Below are 14,974 nucleotides of genomic sequence, written 5' to 3' on the forward strand. Positions count from 1 at the left end.
GGCGTGTGTGATGATGTTGCGTGATTTTCTCCACAGCCAACACCAGCAGCAACGCTATGGTATCCGGCGACTGCTGGTGCTGAGCGGTGAGTCGAGCTGGTGTGAAGAACAGGCGATGGCGCTGAGCCGCCAGTCAACGGGCGACTGGCTGTGGGTTAGCGAACAGGCACTTGACTCCGTCACCTCGCTGCCAGCCAGTCGTGTTCGGACATTGTTGGGGCGAGAGTTTCTTCACGCGGTGTTTGATGCGCGCAGCGGCGTGGATGTCGAAGCGCTGGCGATGCTGTCTGGCACGTTACAGGCCGGGAGCTGGCTGATTATGCTGGTTCCGTCATGGCAGGAATGGCCGACGCTGCCGGATCAAGACAGCCTGCGCTGGAGTGAGCAAGCACAGCCGATTGCTACTCCGCACTTTATTCAGCATTTTCAGCGGCAGTTGCTGGCCGATGAAGATGTAGTTCTCTGGCAACAAGGTCAGCCGTTGGTGATTCAGCCACTGGCTGTAAGATCCGACTGGCAGCCTGCGCAGGGCGAACCGACTGCGCGACAGCAGCAGATCCTGCATGAACTGAGTGCCACCGAGTTTGGCGTATTTGTGATTACCGCACCTCGCGGGCGGGGAAAATCGACGCTGGCGGGAATGCTGACGCAGCGTAGCCACGGAACCTGTTGGATCACCGCACCTTCCCGTTCGGCGGCGGACATCCTGCAACAGCACGCGCGTGGCGATGCGCAATTTTGGGCACCGGATGCGTTGTTAGCACATTGCCGCCTTCATGGCGCACCCGATATCGGTTGGTTGCTGATTGATGAAGCAGCGGCGATTCCGTCTGCTGTTCTTACGGCGCTGTTGCCCTATTTCCCCCGAATTTTGATGACCACGACGGTGCTGGGGTATGAAGGCACAGGGCGGGGGTTTCTGCTTAAATTTTGTGCGGCATTGCCGCAGTGCCGCATATTCTCGCTGGACGATCCCCTGCGCTGGGCCGCTAACGATCCGTTGGAACGCGTGTTGAATAGGGCGTTGTTGTTTAACGAACCTGCCTCGCTTCATTCTCCGCTGAGTCCCACTGATGGCGCATTGACTCTACCCCCTGTCGAACTGGATATTCGAACCGAACGTGCCGACGACTGGCTGACACATCCCGAACGCCTGACGTGGTGCTATGCGCTATTGTGCAGCGCACATTATCGTACCTCGCCGCTGGATTTACGCCGTCTGATGGATGCACCGGGCATGCATATTACCAGCGCACAGGTGGCGGGTGATATTCGTGGCGTGTTGTGGCTGGTGGAGGAAGGCGGGCTGTCTGATTCACTGGCTCATGACGTTTGGGCTGGCAGGAGACGACCGCGCGGTAATCTGGTGGCGCAATCGCTGGCGGCGCATGCTGGCTTGTGGAAGGTGCCGACGCTGCGTGCGTGTCGGGTAAGCCGGATTGCGGTTGCCTCGTCATCTCGCCGACAGGGGATAGGGCGAGCATTAATCGCAGCGCAGACTCGTGAGGCACAAAAGCAGGCGCTGGATTATCTGTCGGTTAGCTTCGGCTATCAGCCAGACCTGTGGGCGTTCTGGCAGTCGTGTGGTTTTCACCTGGTGCGTATCGGCAGCCATCTTGAGGCCAGCAGCGGTTGCTACAGCGCGATGGCGGTACTGCCGCTGAGTGAGGCGGGGCATAAACTGGCGCAGCAGGGAAGCCAGCAATTGGCGCGTGACTGGCATTGGCTACAGCGCATGATTCCACTGCCCCTCGCGCTGCCGCAGCCAAGAAATATCGAACGGGATACCGAAAATATTGCGCTGAATGACGACGACTGGCGTGAGCTGGCGGGGTTCGCCTTTGCGCATCGGCCGATGGAAGCCAGCTTCGCTGCGATCTGTCGTCTGCTTATTCACACAGCATTGCCGCTGCCTGCGCTACGCTTGCTGGTGGAAACACCGGGTGAAGGCGAACGTATAGCTGCTACGTTGGGGCTAACCGGCAAGAAAGCGCTCCTGAAACGCTGGCGAGAAGAAGTCGCCAATGCGCTAATCGATCTCGATGCGCAACGGTGTCATGGATGGGTTTCCCGAGTTTAGTGAAATCTGGTAGGTTGTAGGAACCTTTCTGTCCCGTTCAGGATAAGCCGATGCTGGAGTTACGCCCTAATTGTGAACACTGCGATTGTGATTTGCCGCCGGATGCCGAAACGTACATCTGCTCCTATGAGTGCACATTCTGTCCTGACTGTGCGGATGCCGTCTTTCACCATGCCTGCCCGAACTGCGGTGGTGGATTGGTCAAACGCCCAGTGCGTCCGGCACACTGTCTGGTGAACGATCCGGCCTCAACGATTCGGATTATCAAACCGCACTGACAGGGCGAGGTTGTGGAATTTCCCCCTCTGTCATTGCAAAAAATGGAACATCTCATTCAGTAATTCCCGATTTCTCCTGCCAGTGCGCGGCGTATAGTGAGAATTAACCGTACTTTATGACGACTGTCGCCAGGTGTTGCGTTTGACGCATGCCTTCAGGAGAGAAACGTGAATCAAGATTATGTTGTTGTTCAGCAACCCTCAGAAGCAAATCGGTTAATCCTGCTGTTTCATGGAGTCGGCGACACCGCCGCAGGCATGGCGCAGATTGGGCGCTATTTTGCTGCCGCCTTACCGCAGGCGATCGTGATCAGCATTGCCGGGCCGTTCAGTACTGGCTATGGCGACGGGCGGCAATGGTTCTCAGTTCAGGGCGTTACGGAAGAGAATCGGTTATCCCGTATTGAAGCAAACTTGCCACATTTTGTTGATACCGTGCGCCACTGGCAGGAACAAAGTGGTATTAGCGCGGAACAAACCGTGCTGGTGGGTTTCTCACAGGGGAGCATCATGTCGCTGGAGGCGTTGAAGTCTGAGCACTCGCTGGCCGGGCACATTATTGCGTTTAGCGGCCGCTTTGCCGTTTTGCCAGAAAAATCCTTTGCTGATGTCGCGGTGCATCTGATTCACGGTGAAGCTGATGGCGTCATTGTGGTTGGGCATGCTCATGCTGCCGCTCATCGCTTTCAGGATGTCGGGACGTCGTTTACGTTGGATATCGCATCCGGCGTTGGGCACGGTATTGATGAGCACATGCTGAAGCGGGCGCTGGCTTATCTAAAATAAACGCATATACCCTTGATCATTGAAGGTGCTTGATTTTACCCGTATGGAGATCATGCGCTCCGTTATGAATATATTTATTACCGACGAACAGAAAGCTGAACTTGAACACCTTCATGACACCTGTCGTGATAAGCGTGTCTGTGATCGCATTAAGGCTGTCCTCCTTGCCTCCGAAGGCTGGACCTCGGCCATGATTACGCAAGCTCTATGCCTGCACGAAACTACGGTCAACCAGCATATCAACGATTACGGCAATAATCCGCTGGCGCAGCAAAGCCGTGTTGATGTGGTCGGCGTGGCGCAATATCCGTTTGTCGGGTTCTGCAAAGGTACCAGCATGTGGCAGTACACCGATCAGCTTATCGAACCAGAAGGCTTTAACTACGTGCTGGAGGTGCGTCAGTTAACCACTATGATGGCAAATTATGGCGTGAGTATTGTGACGGGGCTGACGCTGTTCCAGTTCCAGCACAAAGATATCGCGATTATTCCATTCCGGGATTTATCGTTGCAGCGCGGCATCTATCTGGTGACGGATAAAGAGTGCCAGCTTTCGGTGTGTGCAAAAGCGTTTTATGCTTTTCTTCTGGAGCGGGTAGAACGTTTTGTTCCCGCTACGTGAGAATCCAAACCGCCCGCATCGCATAACTTAGCTCGCGTGCAGGTGGTTTGGCGATGGTTGCTGTCAGGGTTTTTTCTTCGGCCAGTCGTCGTCTTCATCGTCCCATTTATCGTTGTTGTCACGATGCGGGGGCAATTTCGGTTTATTGAGTAGAAAACGCGTATGGTCAACGTTGCGTAATTCTTTGATGCCGTTAATCAGCATGCCTATCAGGATAATCAAAATTATCCACCAGTAATCAGCCAGCCATGCCATGATCATGCCTCATCAACGTTATGAATGTAACGGGTAAACAGCTGCGACAAGTGCTGGCAAAGCCAGTGGTAGCCTGCAATGTCTTCATCTTGCCAGGCAGCAAGGATGAGGTCGGGTGTAAGCTGTTCTTCCGCATACTGTGCTAATGGATAATAGCTGATATGCCAGGGTTCGACTGCGACCCCACCGAGATCGTGCGCATAAGGCCGATAGAAACCGTATTCATGCATGTGCGTGCTCAGCCACGCATTCAGCGCGGCAAAATAGCCACCTTCTTCATATTCCCACGGCTCCAACTGGAGCGAGCCGCCTGCGGGTAATAAATCAGGATCGTAAATATCAAGATCGCTGCCCCAATGGTGGCGGCTGGAACCAGGCATCGCAGACCAGCGCAGAATGGCTTCACAGCGTTCACCGTCGTCCAGAGACGATATGTCCAGCGGTTGGCTGTTGGCATCCATGACGAGACGCTCGCCGCGAAACTTGCTATTCCAGATTTGGCGCTGACGCTCGAAATCGCGAAACGTGCTGGCGGGCTGTAGGTTAAATCCCGCTGTTTTGGCCGCGTGTTGTAGCGCCAGAAACGCGGTTACCGCTTCCGGCTGAAGACGATGGTGACTGTGTAAAGCGACCAGGTGCTGGTCACTTTTACCGGTTAACATAGCTTGCGTCATCATACGATGAGTTGCTCCATAATGCGTTGGTACATCCGGCTCAGCAGTTGCAGGTCTGCCGCGTTAACGCACTCATCCACTTTGTGGATCGTGGCGTTGACGGGACCCAGTTCAACGACCTGCGCCCCCATGCGGGCAATGAAACGGCCATCTGAGGTGCCACCATTCGTCAGCAGTTCTGGGGTGACTTCGTTATAATGCTTGACGGCATTGACCACGGCATCGACCAGTTCGCCGCGTGCGGTCAGGAAGGGTTGGCCGGAGAGTTTCCAGTCAATAGTGTAATTAAGCTGATGGCGATCCAGTAATTCCGCGACACGCTGTTGGATTAACACATCCGTTAATTCGGTGCTGAAGCGGAAATTGAATTGCACAAACAGTTCGCCGGGGATGACGTTATTGCTCCCCGTTCCTGCCTGAATATTGGCGATTTGCATGGTGGTTGGCGGGAAGAAATCGTTGCCCCGATCCCACTCGGTGGCGATTAGCTCGTTGAGCGCCGGGGCTGCACGGTGAACCGGGTTGTCTGCCAGATGGGGATAGGCTACATGCCCTTGCACGCCGTGTATGCGTAAATTCGCAGTGATAGAACCACGACGGCCGTTCTTTACCACGTCGCCTACGACATGCGTACTGGACGGCTCGCCGACCAAACAGTAATCCAACCGCTCGTTACGTGCCATCAGCGCGTCGACCACTTTGACGGTGCCATTAACGGCGCTGGCTTCTTCGTCTGACGTAATCAGAAACGCCAGGCGCCCCTGATGATTAGGATGGGCTGCGACGAAACGCTCGGCGGCAATCACCATGGCTGCCAGTGAACCTTTCATATCTGCTGCGCCGCGACCATACAGCATACCGTCACGAATGATGGGTTCAAACGGTGGATGCTGCCAGTGGCTTTCATCGCCGCTGGGAACCACGTCAGTATGCCCCGCAAAGGCCAATGTTTTCCCTGTGCCGCGCCATGCCCAGAAATTTTGGGTATCGCCAAAATCCATCGCTTCGACGGTAAAGCCAATCGCCGTCAGACGTTCAATCATGAGTGCCTGACAGCCCTCGTCATTCGGACTGAGGGAAGGGCGTTTAATTAACTGTTGAGCAAGCTCTATGACCGGGCAAGACACGTTATTTGTTCTCCGCAATAAATTTCTGGTAGCTATCGATACTGAATCCAAGCAGCGCATTGCCGTCATCGGCAATCAGTAAAGGCCGTTTAATCACCGCGGGCTGCTCCAGCATAATATTTTTAGCAGCCTCTGCGCTGTCGCTGGTATTGCTGTTGATCCGTTCACGCAGTTCTTCACTGAGCTTACGCCAGGTTGTTCCGCGCGTGTTGAGCAAGGCCTGAAACCCCAGTTGGTCGATAAAACGCTGTAGCTGCTGTTCATCCAGACCGTCGGCACGGTAATCATGAAAGTGATACGCCACCTGTTGATCCTCTAGCCAGCGGCGTGCTTTCTTTATCGTGTCACAGTTTTTAATGCCGTACATGGTCAGCGCCATAGCGGGAAATCCTTTCTGTTTATTGAGTTGCGTAACGATTGTTGCCCAAGGGCGCACGGCCTGGTTAGACACAATCGTGCGATAGCCCAGCATGCCGAAAAAAGGCGGGGAGATCTACTGTGAACTGAATTGCAGCAAATAGGTGGTAGTACACTTTTTATACTTCCATAACACTTTTACCTGATTAAAAAGTGTGCGTATAATATGTCGCCGTTAATCACCAAGAGGTTCGCATGGTAGAAGCAGAAGTGAGTACTTGGAAAGATTTTATTGAAGCAATGTTACGCAAATAATAACAATAAGCACCGATAGTCATTACATACCAGGAATAAAATCATACGAATAAAGCAGTATTGAGTCTCTCAATACTGCTTTATTTCTATGTAAAAAGAGGAAACCTGAGTAAATAAAAGAGGGTATTATTCGTTAATCCGTGAATCTTGTTTTTCTCTATTTAATTCATTGAGATGGCTGATTTAGCGAAAATTTAGCTGCGGCGATGGCGTGAAGGTAACTGGTGTCAAAAAGAGGAACTGTCGCATCTCCTGCGCCGATTAACAGCGGAATTTCCGTGCAACCCAGAATGATGCCTTCCGCCCCTTGCTGTTCAAGCTGCTGGATAATTTCCCGATAGACCTGCCGCGATGTGTCGTTGATGCTCCCCAGACACAATTCGTCGTAAATGATGCGATTAACTAATTCTTTCCCCTCATGATCAGGAACAATCACATTCACACCAAACCGCTCCTGAATGCGCTGGCGGTAGAAATCCTGCTCCATCGTGTAGCGGGTGCCGAGCAAACCGACTTTCTTCAATCCGTGCTGTTTCAGACTGGTGCCGGTGGCATCGGCAATATGCAGGAGGGGAAGCTGGCAGGCACGCTCAACGTCATCAGCGACTTTATGCATGGTGTTGGTACAGATGACGATAGCGTCCGCCCCCGCGTGACGTAATCCTGTGGCGATATTCCCCAGCACGGCTGCTGCCTGCACCCAATCACCTTGTGACTGCAATTGTTCGATCTCGTGAAAATCGACACTGTGAAGGATAATTTTGGCGGAGTGCAGGCCGCCAAGTTGGTTTTTTACATATTCGTTGATAATGCGATAATACGGGATCGTGGATTCCCAACTCATACCCCCGATCAGACCTAGCGTTTTGCTTACCATGGCGCCCTCTTTTAATATCGTAAAAAGTGATGAATCGACCAGAACCGAACTCTCTGCATTCTGCATTGGGTTAAAATAGGGCAGCAAAGTCGCCCGGTATACATTTTTAGCGACTTTTATCACTTTTTATCCAACTTCAACTGGACAAAAGGTCAATCTATTGTTGTACTGTACCTGACACGGATTTTGTGTCTTTCATTCATGTAAAGGTAAGTTTGATGTCTAAGATTAAAGGTAGTGTTAAGTGGTTTAATGAGTCCAAAGGCTTCGGTTTCATTACTCCAGAAGATGGTAGCAAAGACGTGTTCGTACACTTCTCTGCCATCCAGAGCAATGGTTTCAAAACTCTGGCTGAAGGTCAGCGTGTAGAGTTCGAAATCACTGACGGTGCCAAAGGTCCTTCTGCTGCTAACGTTAACGCTATTTAATTATACCGATTTCGTGAAAAACCCGCCTCTGGCGGGTTTTTTTTTGCTTCATTTTCCACGTGATATTAGTGTGTTGTTATCCATGTGACCAATGCAAACGCCAATGCGGTCATAAGCAATGAACCCGCCAAATTCAACAGCACATGTAACCCTGCTGCGGCCAGTTGTCCGCTTTGCAGAAACATGACGACTTCTGCGGAAAAGGTCGAAAATGTCGTTAAGCCGCCGCATAGCCCGGTGGTGATCAATATTTTCCAGTCCTGATCGAAATGAGGATGACGCAGGAAGAAGGCGAGTGCGCCGCCTATAACAAAGGCTCCAACCAAGTTGGCAAGTAGGGTGCCCAACGGTAAGGTTGGATACAGATTGTTGAACTTAACTCCCAACTGCCAGCGCACCACGCTGCCGACTCCGCCACCGATAAATACCGCGAGTAATGTACTAAACATAGAAACCTTTTTTGGATTACGTTTGCATTGATTGCTTTTTGCGATCTCGAAGAGTATTGAGGTGGACGTAGACATCATTAGCCGAATGGCGGTTGTACCCTGTTTTTCAGGCCGCCAGCGTTTTGGCAGTGTATGGGTAGGGAGGATTGCCATCTCCGCTTTAGTCGGGAAAGTTTACGCCGCCAGACGGGATTTTTGTAGTGGCGCAGAGAGGAAAGTTGTAAAGCAATCTGAATGTGCGCGAAATCGGCGTCTTACTTTGTTACAGATGGCAATTGTGTCGTGCTCTATAAGGTTTTACATAGAGGACATAGGATACAAAGAGTTTTTTCGACAACCATTTTTTCGACAACAATAGTTCGACAAGTATATGTTCTCGTTCGCTGGCGTCTCCAGCCTCTGTAAATCAGGTAGGTTTGTATGGAAGGTATCAGTATTGCCAAACTGTTGGTGATTGGCGCATTAATCATTCTGTTGTTCGGCACGAATAAACTTCGTAGCTTAGGTGGCGATTTGGGCGCAGCGATTAAAGGCTTTAAGAAGGCGATGAATGACGATCAACCGTCAAAGACGGATGACACGGCAGCGCTGAATGATTCGTCTCGCAAAGAATCCTGATCGCACTCCAGATAAAAACGGACGGCAATCGGCGTCCGTTTTTATTCCACACAAAAAATGTGTAAAAAACTATGAGCGCTTATTTTACTTCAATGCCCTTCGCCTGTAAGTCGGCATGGTAGGACGAGCGAACAAACGGGCCGCAGGCAGCATGGGTAAAGCCCATCGCCATCGCTTCGGCTTTCATCTCATCGAACTCATCTGGGCTGACGTAGCGCTGTACTGGCAGGTGATGACGGCTCGGCTGTAAATATTGCCCCAGCGTCAGCATTGTCACACCGTGGCGGCGAAGATCGCGCATGACTTCCACGATTTCAGCATTGGTTTCTCCCAATCCAACCATCAGGCCAGATTTGGTCGGGATATCTGGGTGCGCATTCTTGAAGTTTTCCAGCAGCTTCAGCGACCATTCATAGTTTGCACCAGGGCGAACCTGACGGTAAACGCGCGGCACGTTTTCCAGATTGTGGTTGAACACATCTGGCGGCGTAGCGGTCAAGATTTCCAGCGCGCGATCCATACGACCACGGAAATCTGGTACCAGCGTTTCGATACGAATATGCGGATTTTTGCGGCGAATAGCACTAATACAGTCCGCAAAGTGTTGTGCTCCACCGTCGCGCAGGTCATCGCGGTCAACGGAGGTGATGACGACATAGCGTAAGCCCATGTCATGGATTGTTTGGGCCAGTTTCTCAGGCTCATTGGCATCCGGCGTAAGCGGACGGCCGTGTGCAACGTCACAAAACGGACAGCGACGCGTACAAATGGCACCTAGAATCATGAAAGTGGCAGTGCCGTGATTGAAACACTCGGCCAGATTCGGACAGGACGCTTCTTCGCAAACTGAGTGCAACCCGTTTTTGCGCATTGCCGCTTTGATTCCCTGAATACGGCTTGAATCCGCCGGAAGTTTAATCTTCATCCATTCAGGTTTGCGCAGAAGCTCTTGGCGTTCGGTGACGACAGTGCGTACCGGAATTAGGGCCATCTTATCGGCATCGCGGTATTTCACACCGCGTTCGATCTGAATCGGTTTACTCATGTTTGCGTAAGTTCCAGTTCTGAATCGTTTCTTTAAATTTGTTATTCAAATTCAAAGGATTATGTTTTTTATTAAACTTTTTTTAAAAACTATAAAAATTATATCATCTTGCCTAATCACAATCAGCCCTTGCACGAATCAAAATGAAGAAATTATGTGAATAAAATGTAATTTATCAAAAATCGATCGTCTAACTGGCTGATTTTTATTGGCAGAATGAAACATGTTAACCAGAAAGCGGCTCACCCTGAACGTCCAGATCCCACGGAATAAATTCGGGTGCGGAATAGCCGGCTAACTGCAAAAAGGTCTTCACCAGCACTGGCGAGGTGTCATCCAGCGTTACGTCCGGCACCAGATCGCTTACCTGCGTCATTTCCATACCGGCGTAACCACAGGGGTTGATACGCACGAAAGGAGAGAGATCCATAGCGATATTGAGCGCCAGCCCGTGGAAAGAGCAGCCTTTACGAATACGCAGCCCTAGCGAACAGATTTTGCGCTCACCTACGTAGACGCCGGGGGCATCAGGGCGGGCATGGGCTTCAATCTGAAAGTGTGACAATGTGCCAATCACGGTATTTTCCATCGCGGTAACGAGCTGGCGAACGCCGAGCTTGCGACGCTTCAGGTCAATCAGCACGTACATAACCTGTTGACCGGGGCCGTGGTAGGTCACCTGGCCACCTCTGTCGCTCTGAATCACGGGAATATCGCCGGGCATAAGTACATGTTCGGCTTTGCCCGCCTGACCTTGTGTGAATACACGAAGATGCTGAACCAGCCAGATTTCATCTGGGGTTTTATCATCACGTCGGTCGGTGAAGTTATGCATCGCCAGAGAGACGGGTACATAAGGTTGTACGCCGAATTGACGTACGATGATCTTATCCTGTAGCAAGTGTGTCATCTTCAGGTTAAGGAAAGGTGGGGGGATTATAGCGGCGGGAAGCCTCAGCGAACAGCACTATGCAAAATTACGCAACACAAAGCGATGGTCACAAAACCATCGCTACGCAATCATGCCGCACTTGCCAATTTTCCCGCAGCTTCTTCTTACAACACCATTCGCACGATGTCGATATTGCCCAGTTCTTCGTACAGCGTTTCAACCTGCTCAATGTGAGTCGCAGTGATGGTGATGGAAACTGAGTGGTAGTTCCCTTTGCTGCTGGGTTTGATCTGCGGAGTGTAGTCGCCAGGAGCATGACGCTGTACCACTTCAACGACCAGATCGACTAACTCCGGTTTTGCCTCACCCATGACCTTGTAAGTAAAAACGCACGGGAATTCAAGCAGTTCGTTTAATTTGGTTTTCATTTGCGCTCCAGATAGGGTAATACCGTCGATATTAACACTGACATATGTACATCATACTAGAAAATATAACTCCCGCGTTTTTGCGGGAGTTAAGGATACGACTTATATGGGGACGTTTTGGCCCCAGACAAGGGGATTAGCCGAACCAGTGGTGGAACATCAGTTTGATGTAATCGATCATTCGGCCAAAGATTCCGCCTTCTTTCACTTCGTTCATCACCACCAACGGGCGCTGATCGATTGTTTTGCCATCCAACTGGAAGTTGATAGAACCCACAACCTGATTTTTGGCTAACGGCGCATGCAGTTCAGTGTTGTCCAGAACATAGCTGGCTTTCAGATCTTTCATACGGCCGCGTGGAATGGTCAGATAAGCATCTTTCTCTACGCCCAACGCAACGCGATCATTGTCGCCAAACCAGACTGGCTCAGACGCGAATTCTTTGCCTGCTTTCAACGGCGCGACGGTTTCAAAGAAGCGGAAGCCCCAGGTCAGCAGTTTTTTACTTTCTGATTCACGTCCTTTGGCATTACGCCCGCCCAGTACCGCTGAGATCAGGCGCATCTGACCTTCTGTTGCCGAGGCGACCAGATTAAAGCCCGCTGATGACGTATGACCCGTTTTGATGCCGTCAACATTCAAGCTGGAATCCCACAGCAAGCCGTTACGGTTAGGCTGGCGGATATTGTTGAATGTGAACTCTTTCTCTTTATAGGTCGCGTACTCTTCTGGGACGTCGCGGATTAACGCCTGACCAATTAAAGCCATATCGCGCGCTGAACTGAACTGGCCAGGAGCATCCAAACCGTGCACGGTTTCAAAATGGGTATTTTGCAGTCCCAGCGCTTTCACGTAACCGTTCATCAGGTTCACGAAAGCATCCTGACTGCCTGCGACGTAGTCGGCCATCGCCACACAGGCATCGTTACCGGATTGCAGGATAATACCGCGATTTAATTGGGAAACAGGAACGCGGTCACCTGGCTTGAGGAACATCAGGGAAGAGCCCTGGAAGGTCGGGTTGCCGGTTGCCCAGGCATCTTTACCGACGGTAACGATGTCGTTCGGGCCGATTTTTCCTGATTTAATCGCCTGACCAATCACGTAGCTGGTCATCATTTTCGTTAAGCTGGCCGGATCGCGGCGCGTGTCGGCATTCATTTCCGCCAACACTTTCCCAGAGTTGTAATCAATCAGGATGTAGGATTCAGCATCGATTTGCGGGACGCCGGGGATCATCGTTTTAAGATTGATATCTTCAGCATAGGCAAAGGAAGAGGCACTAATGAGTAGCAGTGCGCCAAGCGCAGTACGCTTAGTAAAACGAGACGTGTTTACAGTATTCATGATTGGAACAACAACATCCGTGGGGTGAGTTAAAAACGAGCCACACTATAGCAGATGGGGAAAGGGCAGGCATCAGGCATTACGTTACGTGATTTTGCAAAAGAGCGGTATGTTCAATGTCATAGCCGCCGCTTTCGCTTGGTGAGCCTGCCGATTATCCGTTACTAGAGGGTGCTGGGTGCGGCGGTAATAAACGACTGCTGCTGAGCTTCGACTGACAAACGCTGTTGAAGTTCAGCGGCTTGCTGACGATTCTGGAATGGCCCTAGCTGGATACGGTACAGCCCGCCATTTGCTGTGACTTTACCCGCCACGCGGAAGCGTTCACTCAGGCTGCGTTGCCAGGTTTGCGCGCGCTGCTGATCGCTCAACGCACCGACTTGCACGACATAGCGACCCGTAGAGGACGGTTCTGCTGCGGGAGCGGCAACTGGCGTGACGCGCATTGGCGCTGCTGATGGTGTTGCAGTTGGTGCCACGTTGGACTCAACCACGCCAGCGCGCAGCGCTGAAGGCGCACCTAAAAAGCCACCGCTGGGCGAAGAAGCGCTGCTCTGTGGCTGAGCATTTTCTGTTGGCGTGCTCAGGCTGCTATTACTGATCGGTCGAACGGCGTTGTCGGGGGTGGGTGAGGTCGTTTCCATCATGGGCGTACCCAACCCGCTGGCACCGAAGTTCGGACGCTCTGGCAGAGAGAAGCTTTGTTTGGCAACGGTGGTGCCTATAGTTCCCGGACCGGAGAGCGTACCGTCTGGCGCGACGTTAATGAAATCTACTTTTACTTTGGTATTGTTCGAGATATTCAGTCGATCGCCTGCGGCTTTCGACAGGTCGATGATTCTGCCCGGTGTGTACGGCCCGCGGTCGTTCACACGCACAACCAGACGGCGACCGTTACTTAGGTTGGTTACGCGCACATAGCTCGGAAGTGGCAGCGTCGGGTGAGCGGCGGTTATCGCATTAGGGTCAAATATTTCGCCGATTGACGTGCGGTTGCCGCTGGCTTCTTCGCCGTACCATGTCGCTAAGCCGGTCTCGCTAAAATTTTGCGGATTTTGGACAATCTTATAAGTCTTGCCCTTGATGTTGTAATCTTGCAGCGTACCCTGATTGTAGGGTTCATAACGAGGTTCTACTCCGCCGATCTCTTCCGTCGGGCCGTTGTAAGCCTGAGTGACAGGCGGCGCAGGTTGCCGCTGTTCCGTTGTGGTACAGGCCGCAAGCGCCAGAGTTGCTACGCCGACCCAAAGCCAATCCTTACGCATTGCTCACCTCGTGTTATAAATTCTTAGATAGCAGTTTGCGGTGAGTATGTATCGACATGACGATACCGAACCCCGCCATTAAGACGACCAGCGCCGACCCGCCATAGCTGATTAGCGGTAGCGGCACGCCAACGACGGGAAGTATACCGCTGACCATCCCGATATTGACGAAAACATAGAAAAACAGAATTAGCATCAGCCCGCCGACCATAACCCGGCCGAACGAGGTTTGCGCATTAGCGGCAATTACCAGACCGCGCATGATCATGAACAGATACATTGCGAGCAGAATCAAGACGCCGATTAACCCAAGTTCTTCTGCCAGCACGGCGAAGATAAAGTCAGTGTGTCGCTCCGGCAGAAACTCTAACTGAGACTGTGTGCCATGCAGCCAGCCTTTTCCAGACAGGCCACCTGAGCCTATCGCAATTTTCGACTGAATAATATGGTATCCGGCCCCGAGCGGGTCGCTTTCTGGGTCGAGCAGCATCATAACTCTGGCGCGCTGATAATCATGCATTAGGAAAAACCAGAGTATAGGAATAAAAGCAGCTAATAATAGAACGGCGATGCCAATCAAACGCCAGCTCATGCCAGCCAGGAAAAGTACAAACAGTCCTGATAACGCGATCAGAATTGAGGTGCCTAAATCCGGCTGTGCGGCAACCAGCAGCGTAGGAACGAAAATCAGAATCAGTGCGATAGCCGTATTTTTTAGCGACGGTGGGCACATATCACGGTTGATAAAACGGGCAACCATCAGCGGTACGGCAATCTTGGCAATTTCCGATGGCTGAAAACGGATGAAGCCCAAATCCAGCCAGCGCTGTGCGCCTTTACTGATTTGTCCAAAAATATCCACGATGAGCAGCAAAATCACGCAGACTATATAGAGGTAGGGAGCCCAGCCTTCGTACACGCGAGGGGGAATTTGCGCCATCACGATCATCACCGTAAACCCCAACACGATTTGAACGACTTTTCGCTCCATCATGCCGACGTCTTGCCCGCTGGCACTCCATAAGACAAATAGGCTATAGCCCAGCAGTGCCAGGATGCAGAGAAGAAACGGCAGATCGATGTGGATTTTTGCCCAGAACGATCCCTTTTGTTGGCTATCGGTCATGACT

At 51.8% G+C, this 14,974-nt stretch carries 19 protein-coding genes and 1 pseudogene; 8 read left to right on the plus strand and 12 right to left on the minus strand.

Annotation, left to right across the window (positions count from 1 at the left end; all coding sequences use genetic code 11):
• The first annotated feature begins 10 nt into the window (after window positions 1–10).
• From KP22_RS00810 to KP22_RS00825, 5 genes and pseudogenes are all read left to right on the plus strand, one after another.
• A complete protein-coding gene (locus tag KP22_RS00810; protein WP_039321812.1) occupies window positions 11–2,080 on the plus strand; it encodes a tRNA(Met) cytidine acetyltransferase TmcA in 2,070 nt (689 codons plus the stop codon).
• Window positions 2,081–2,130: 50 nt separating this feature from the next.
• On the plus strand, window positions 2,131–2,358 hold the full coding sequence (locus tag KP22_RS00815; protein ID WP_039301930.1) for a DUF1272 domain-containing protein: 228 nt from the start codon (window positions 2,131–2,133) through the stop codon (window positions 2,356–2,358).
• Window positions 2,359–2,526: 168 nt separating this feature from the next.
• Complete coding sequence (ypfH, locus tag KP22_RS00820) at window positions 2,527–3,144, plus strand: esterase (protein WP_039301932.1); 618 nt, start codon at window positions 2,527–2,529, stop codon at window positions 3,142–3,144.
• 64 nt (window positions 3,145–3,208) lie between these two features.
• A pseudogene (locus tag KP22_RS22600) lies at window positions 3,209–3,400 on the plus strand (helix-turn-helix domain-containing protein); the annotation flags it as partial.
• A gap of 6 nt (window positions 3,401–3,406) precedes the next feature.
• Complete coding sequence (locus tag KP22_RS00825) at window positions 3,407–3,766, plus strand: LysR substrate-binding domain-containing protein (RefSeq protein WP_280513131.1); 360 nt, start codon at window positions 3,407–3,409, stop codon at window positions 3,764–3,766.
• A 63-nt stretch (window positions 3,767–3,829) separates the two neighbouring features.
• Here KP22_RS00825 and KP22_RS00830 read toward each other — a convergent pair whose 3' ends face one another.
• From KP22_RS00830 to KP22_RS00845, 4 genes are read right to left on the minus strand one after another with little or no spacing between them, the layout of a single operon-like run.
• On the minus strand, window positions 3,830–4,021 hold the full coding sequence (locus KP22_RS00830) for a YpfN family protein (RefSeq protein ID WP_015839454.1): 192 nt from the start codon (window positions 4,019–4,021) through the stop codon (window positions 3,830–3,832).
• A 2-nt stretch (window positions 4,022–4,023) separates the two neighbouring features.
• Window positions 4,024–4,698 carry a M15 family metallopeptidase gene (locus tag KP22_RS00835; RefSeq protein ID WP_039301936.1) on the minus strand — a complete coding sequence of 225 codons (675 nt, stop codon included), beginning with the start codon at window positions 4,696–4,698 and terminating at the stop codon, window positions 4,024–4,026.
• Window positions 4,695–5,822 (minus strand): succinyl-diaminopimelate desuccinylase, encoded by a 1,128-nt coding sequence (gene dapE, locus KP22_RS00840; protein ID WP_039321814.1) that lies wholly within the window; start codon window positions 5,820–5,822, stop codon window positions 4,695–4,697. The genes KP22_RS00835 and dapE overlap by 4 nt, the downstream gene beginning before the upstream one ends.
• 1 nt (window position 5,823) lies before the next feature.
• Window positions 5,824–6,201, minus strand: a complete 378-nt coding sequence (locus tag KP22_RS00845; RefSeq protein ID WP_039301942.1) for an ArsC family reductase — start codon at window positions 6,199–6,201, stop codon at window positions 5,824–5,826.
• 233 nt (window positions 6,202–6,434) lie between these two features.
• Here KP22_RS00845 and ypfM point away from each other — a divergent pair, with 233 nt between their 5' ends.
• A complete protein-coding gene (gene ypfM, locus KP22_RS22975) occupies window positions 6,435–6,494 on the plus strand; it encodes a protein YpfM (RefSeq protein WP_143485675.1) in 60 nt (19 codons plus the stop codon).
• A 166-nt stretch (window positions 6,495–6,660) separates the two neighbouring features.
• Here ypfM and KP22_RS00850 read toward each other — a convergent pair whose 3' ends face one another.
• Complete coding sequence (locus tag KP22_RS00850; RefSeq protein ID WP_039301946.1) at window positions 6,661–7,371, minus strand: aspartate/glutamate racemase family protein; 711 nt, start codon at window positions 7,369–7,371, stop codon at window positions 6,661–6,663.
• Between the two features lie 218 nt (window positions 7,372–7,589).
• Here KP22_RS00850 and cspE point away from each other — a divergent pair, with 218 nt between their 5' ends.
• Window positions 7,590–7,799 (plus strand): transcription antiterminator/RNA stability regulator CspE, encoded by a 210-nt coding sequence (gene cspE, locus KP22_RS00855; RefSeq protein ID WP_005976270.1) that lies wholly within the window; start codon window positions 7,590–7,592, stop codon window positions 7,797–7,799.
• 65 nt (window positions 7,800–7,864) lie between these two features.
• On the opposite strand, the gene crcB is transcribed toward cspE, so the two are convergent.
• Window positions 7,865–8,248, minus strand: a complete 384-nt coding sequence (gene crcB / locus KP22_RS00860; protein ID WP_039301949.1) for a fluoride efflux transporter CrcB — start codon at window positions 8,246–8,248, stop codon at window positions 7,865–7,867.
• Window positions 8,249–8,668: 420 nt separating this feature from the next.
• Here crcB and tatA point away from each other — a divergent pair, with 420 nt between their 5' ends.
• Window positions 8,669–8,866, plus strand: coding sequence for a Sec-independent protein translocase subunit TatA (gene tatA / locus KP22_RS00865; protein WP_039321818.1), 198 nt, complete (start codon window positions 8,669–8,671; stop codon window positions 8,864–8,866).
• A 79-nt stretch (window positions 8,867–8,945) separates the two neighbouring features.
• Here tatA and lipA read toward each other — a convergent pair whose 3' ends face one another.
• The 6 genes from lipA to mrdB form a co-directional block, all read right to left on the minus strand.
• Entirely contained in the window at window positions 8,946–9,911 is a 966-nt protein-coding gene (gene lipA, locus KP22_RS00870; protein ID WP_039301956.1) for a lipoyl synthase, read from the minus strand.
• Window positions 9,912–10,137: 226 nt separating this feature from the next.
• Window positions 10,138–10,821, minus strand: coding sequence for a lipoyl(octanoyl) transferase LipB (lipB, locus tag KP22_RS00875; protein ID WP_209428685.1), 684 nt, complete (start codon window positions 10,819–10,821; stop codon window positions 10,138–10,140).
• Window positions 10,822–10,967: 146 nt separating this feature from the next.
• Window positions 10,968–11,231 (minus strand): DUF493 family protein YbeD, encoded by a 264-nt coding sequence (gene ybeD / locus KP22_RS00880; RefSeq protein WP_005976281.1) that lies wholly within the window; start codon window positions 11,229–11,231, stop codon window positions 10,968–10,970.
• Window positions 11,232–11,367: 136 nt separating this feature from the next.
• The gene (dacA, locus tag KP22_RS00885; RefSeq protein ID WP_039301958.1) at window positions 11,368–12,579 is read right to left on the minus strand and encodes a D-alanyl-D-alanine carboxypeptidase DacA; all 1,212 of its coding nucleotides are present in this window, start codon (window positions 12,577–12,579) and stop codon (window positions 11,368–11,370) included.
• 164 nt (window positions 12,580–12,743) lie between these two features.
• On the minus strand, window positions 12,744–13,844 hold the full coding sequence (rlpA, locus tag KP22_RS00890; protein WP_039321822.1) for an endolytic peptidoglycan transglycosylase RlpA: 1,101 nt from the start codon (window positions 13,842–13,844) through the stop codon (window positions 12,744–12,746).
• A gap of 13 nt (window positions 13,845–13,857) precedes the next feature.
• Window positions 13,858–14,970: a peptidoglycan glycosyltransferase MrdB gene (gene mrdB, locus KP22_RS00895; RefSeq protein ID WP_039301963.1), complete on the minus strand. Its 1,113-nt coding sequence runs from the start codon at window positions 14,968–14,970 to the stop codon at window positions 13,858–13,860.
• Window positions 14,971–14,974: the final 4 nt, after the last annotated feature.

Source organism: Pectobacterium betavasculorum, from assembly GCF_000749845.1.
GTDB classification, from domain to species: domain Bacteria; phylum Pseudomonadota; class Gammaproteobacteria; order Enterobacterales; family Enterobacteriaceae; genus Pectobacterium; species Pectobacterium betavasculorum.

Bases quoted from the DNA above. Each gene is read 5' to 3' on its own strand.
- KP22_RS00810 (WP_039321812.1), top strand. From the start codon at position 11: ATGATGTTGCGTGATTTTCTCCACAGCCAACACCAGCAGCAACGCTAT.
- KP22_RS00815 (WP_039301930.1), top strand. From the start codon at position 2,131: ATGCTGGAGTTACGCCCTAATTGTGAACACTGCGATTGTGATTTGCCG.
- KP22_RS00830 (WP_015839454.1), bottom strand. From the start codon at position 4,021: ATGGCATGGCTGGCTGATTACTGGTGGATAATTTTGATTATCCTGATA.
- KP22_RS00835 (WP_039301936.1), bottom strand. From the start codon at position 4,698: ATGATGACGCAAGCTATGTTAACCGGTAAAAGTGACCAGCACCTGGTC.
- KP22_RS00845 (WP_039301942.1), bottom strand. From the start codon at position 6,201: ATGGCGCTGACCATGTACGGCATTAAAAACTGTGACACGATAAAGAAA.
- KP22_RS00850 (WP_039301946.1), bottom strand. From the start codon at position 7,371: ATGGTAAGCAAAACGCTAGGTCTGATCGGGGGTATGAGTTGGGAATCC.
- cspE (WP_005976270.1), top strand. From the start codon at position 7,590: ATGTCTAAGATTAAAGGTAGTGTTAAGTGGTTTAATGAGTCCAAAGGC.
- crcB (WP_039301949.1), bottom strand. From the start codon at position 8,248: ATGTTTAGTACATTACTCGCGGTATTTATCGGTGGCGGAGTCGGCAGC.
- tatA (WP_039321818.1), top strand. From the start codon at position 8,669: ATGGAAGGTATCAGTATTGCCAAACTGTTGGTGATTGGCGCATTAATC.
- lipA (WP_039301956.1), bottom strand. From the start codon at position 9,911: ATGAGTAAACCGATTCAGATCGAACGCGGTGTGAAATACCGCGATGCC.
- lipB (WP_209428685.1), bottom strand. From the start codon at position 10,821: ATGACACACTTGCTACAGGATAAGATCATCGTACGTCAATTCGGCGTA.
- ybeD (WP_005976281.1), bottom strand. From the start codon at position 11,231: ATGAAAACCAAATTAAACGAACTGCTTGAATTCCCGTGCGTTTTTACT.
- dacA (WP_039301958.1), bottom strand. From the start codon at position 12,579: ATGAATACTGTAAACACGTCTCGTTTTACTAAGCGTACTGCGCTTGGC.
- rlpA (WP_039321822.1), bottom strand. From the start codon at position 13,844: ATGCGTAAGGATTGGCTTTGGGTCGGCGTAGCAACTCTGGCGCTTGCG.
- mrdB (WP_039301963.1), bottom strand. From the start codon at position 14,970: ATGACCGATAGCCAACAAAAGGGATCGTTCTGGGCAAAAATCCACATC.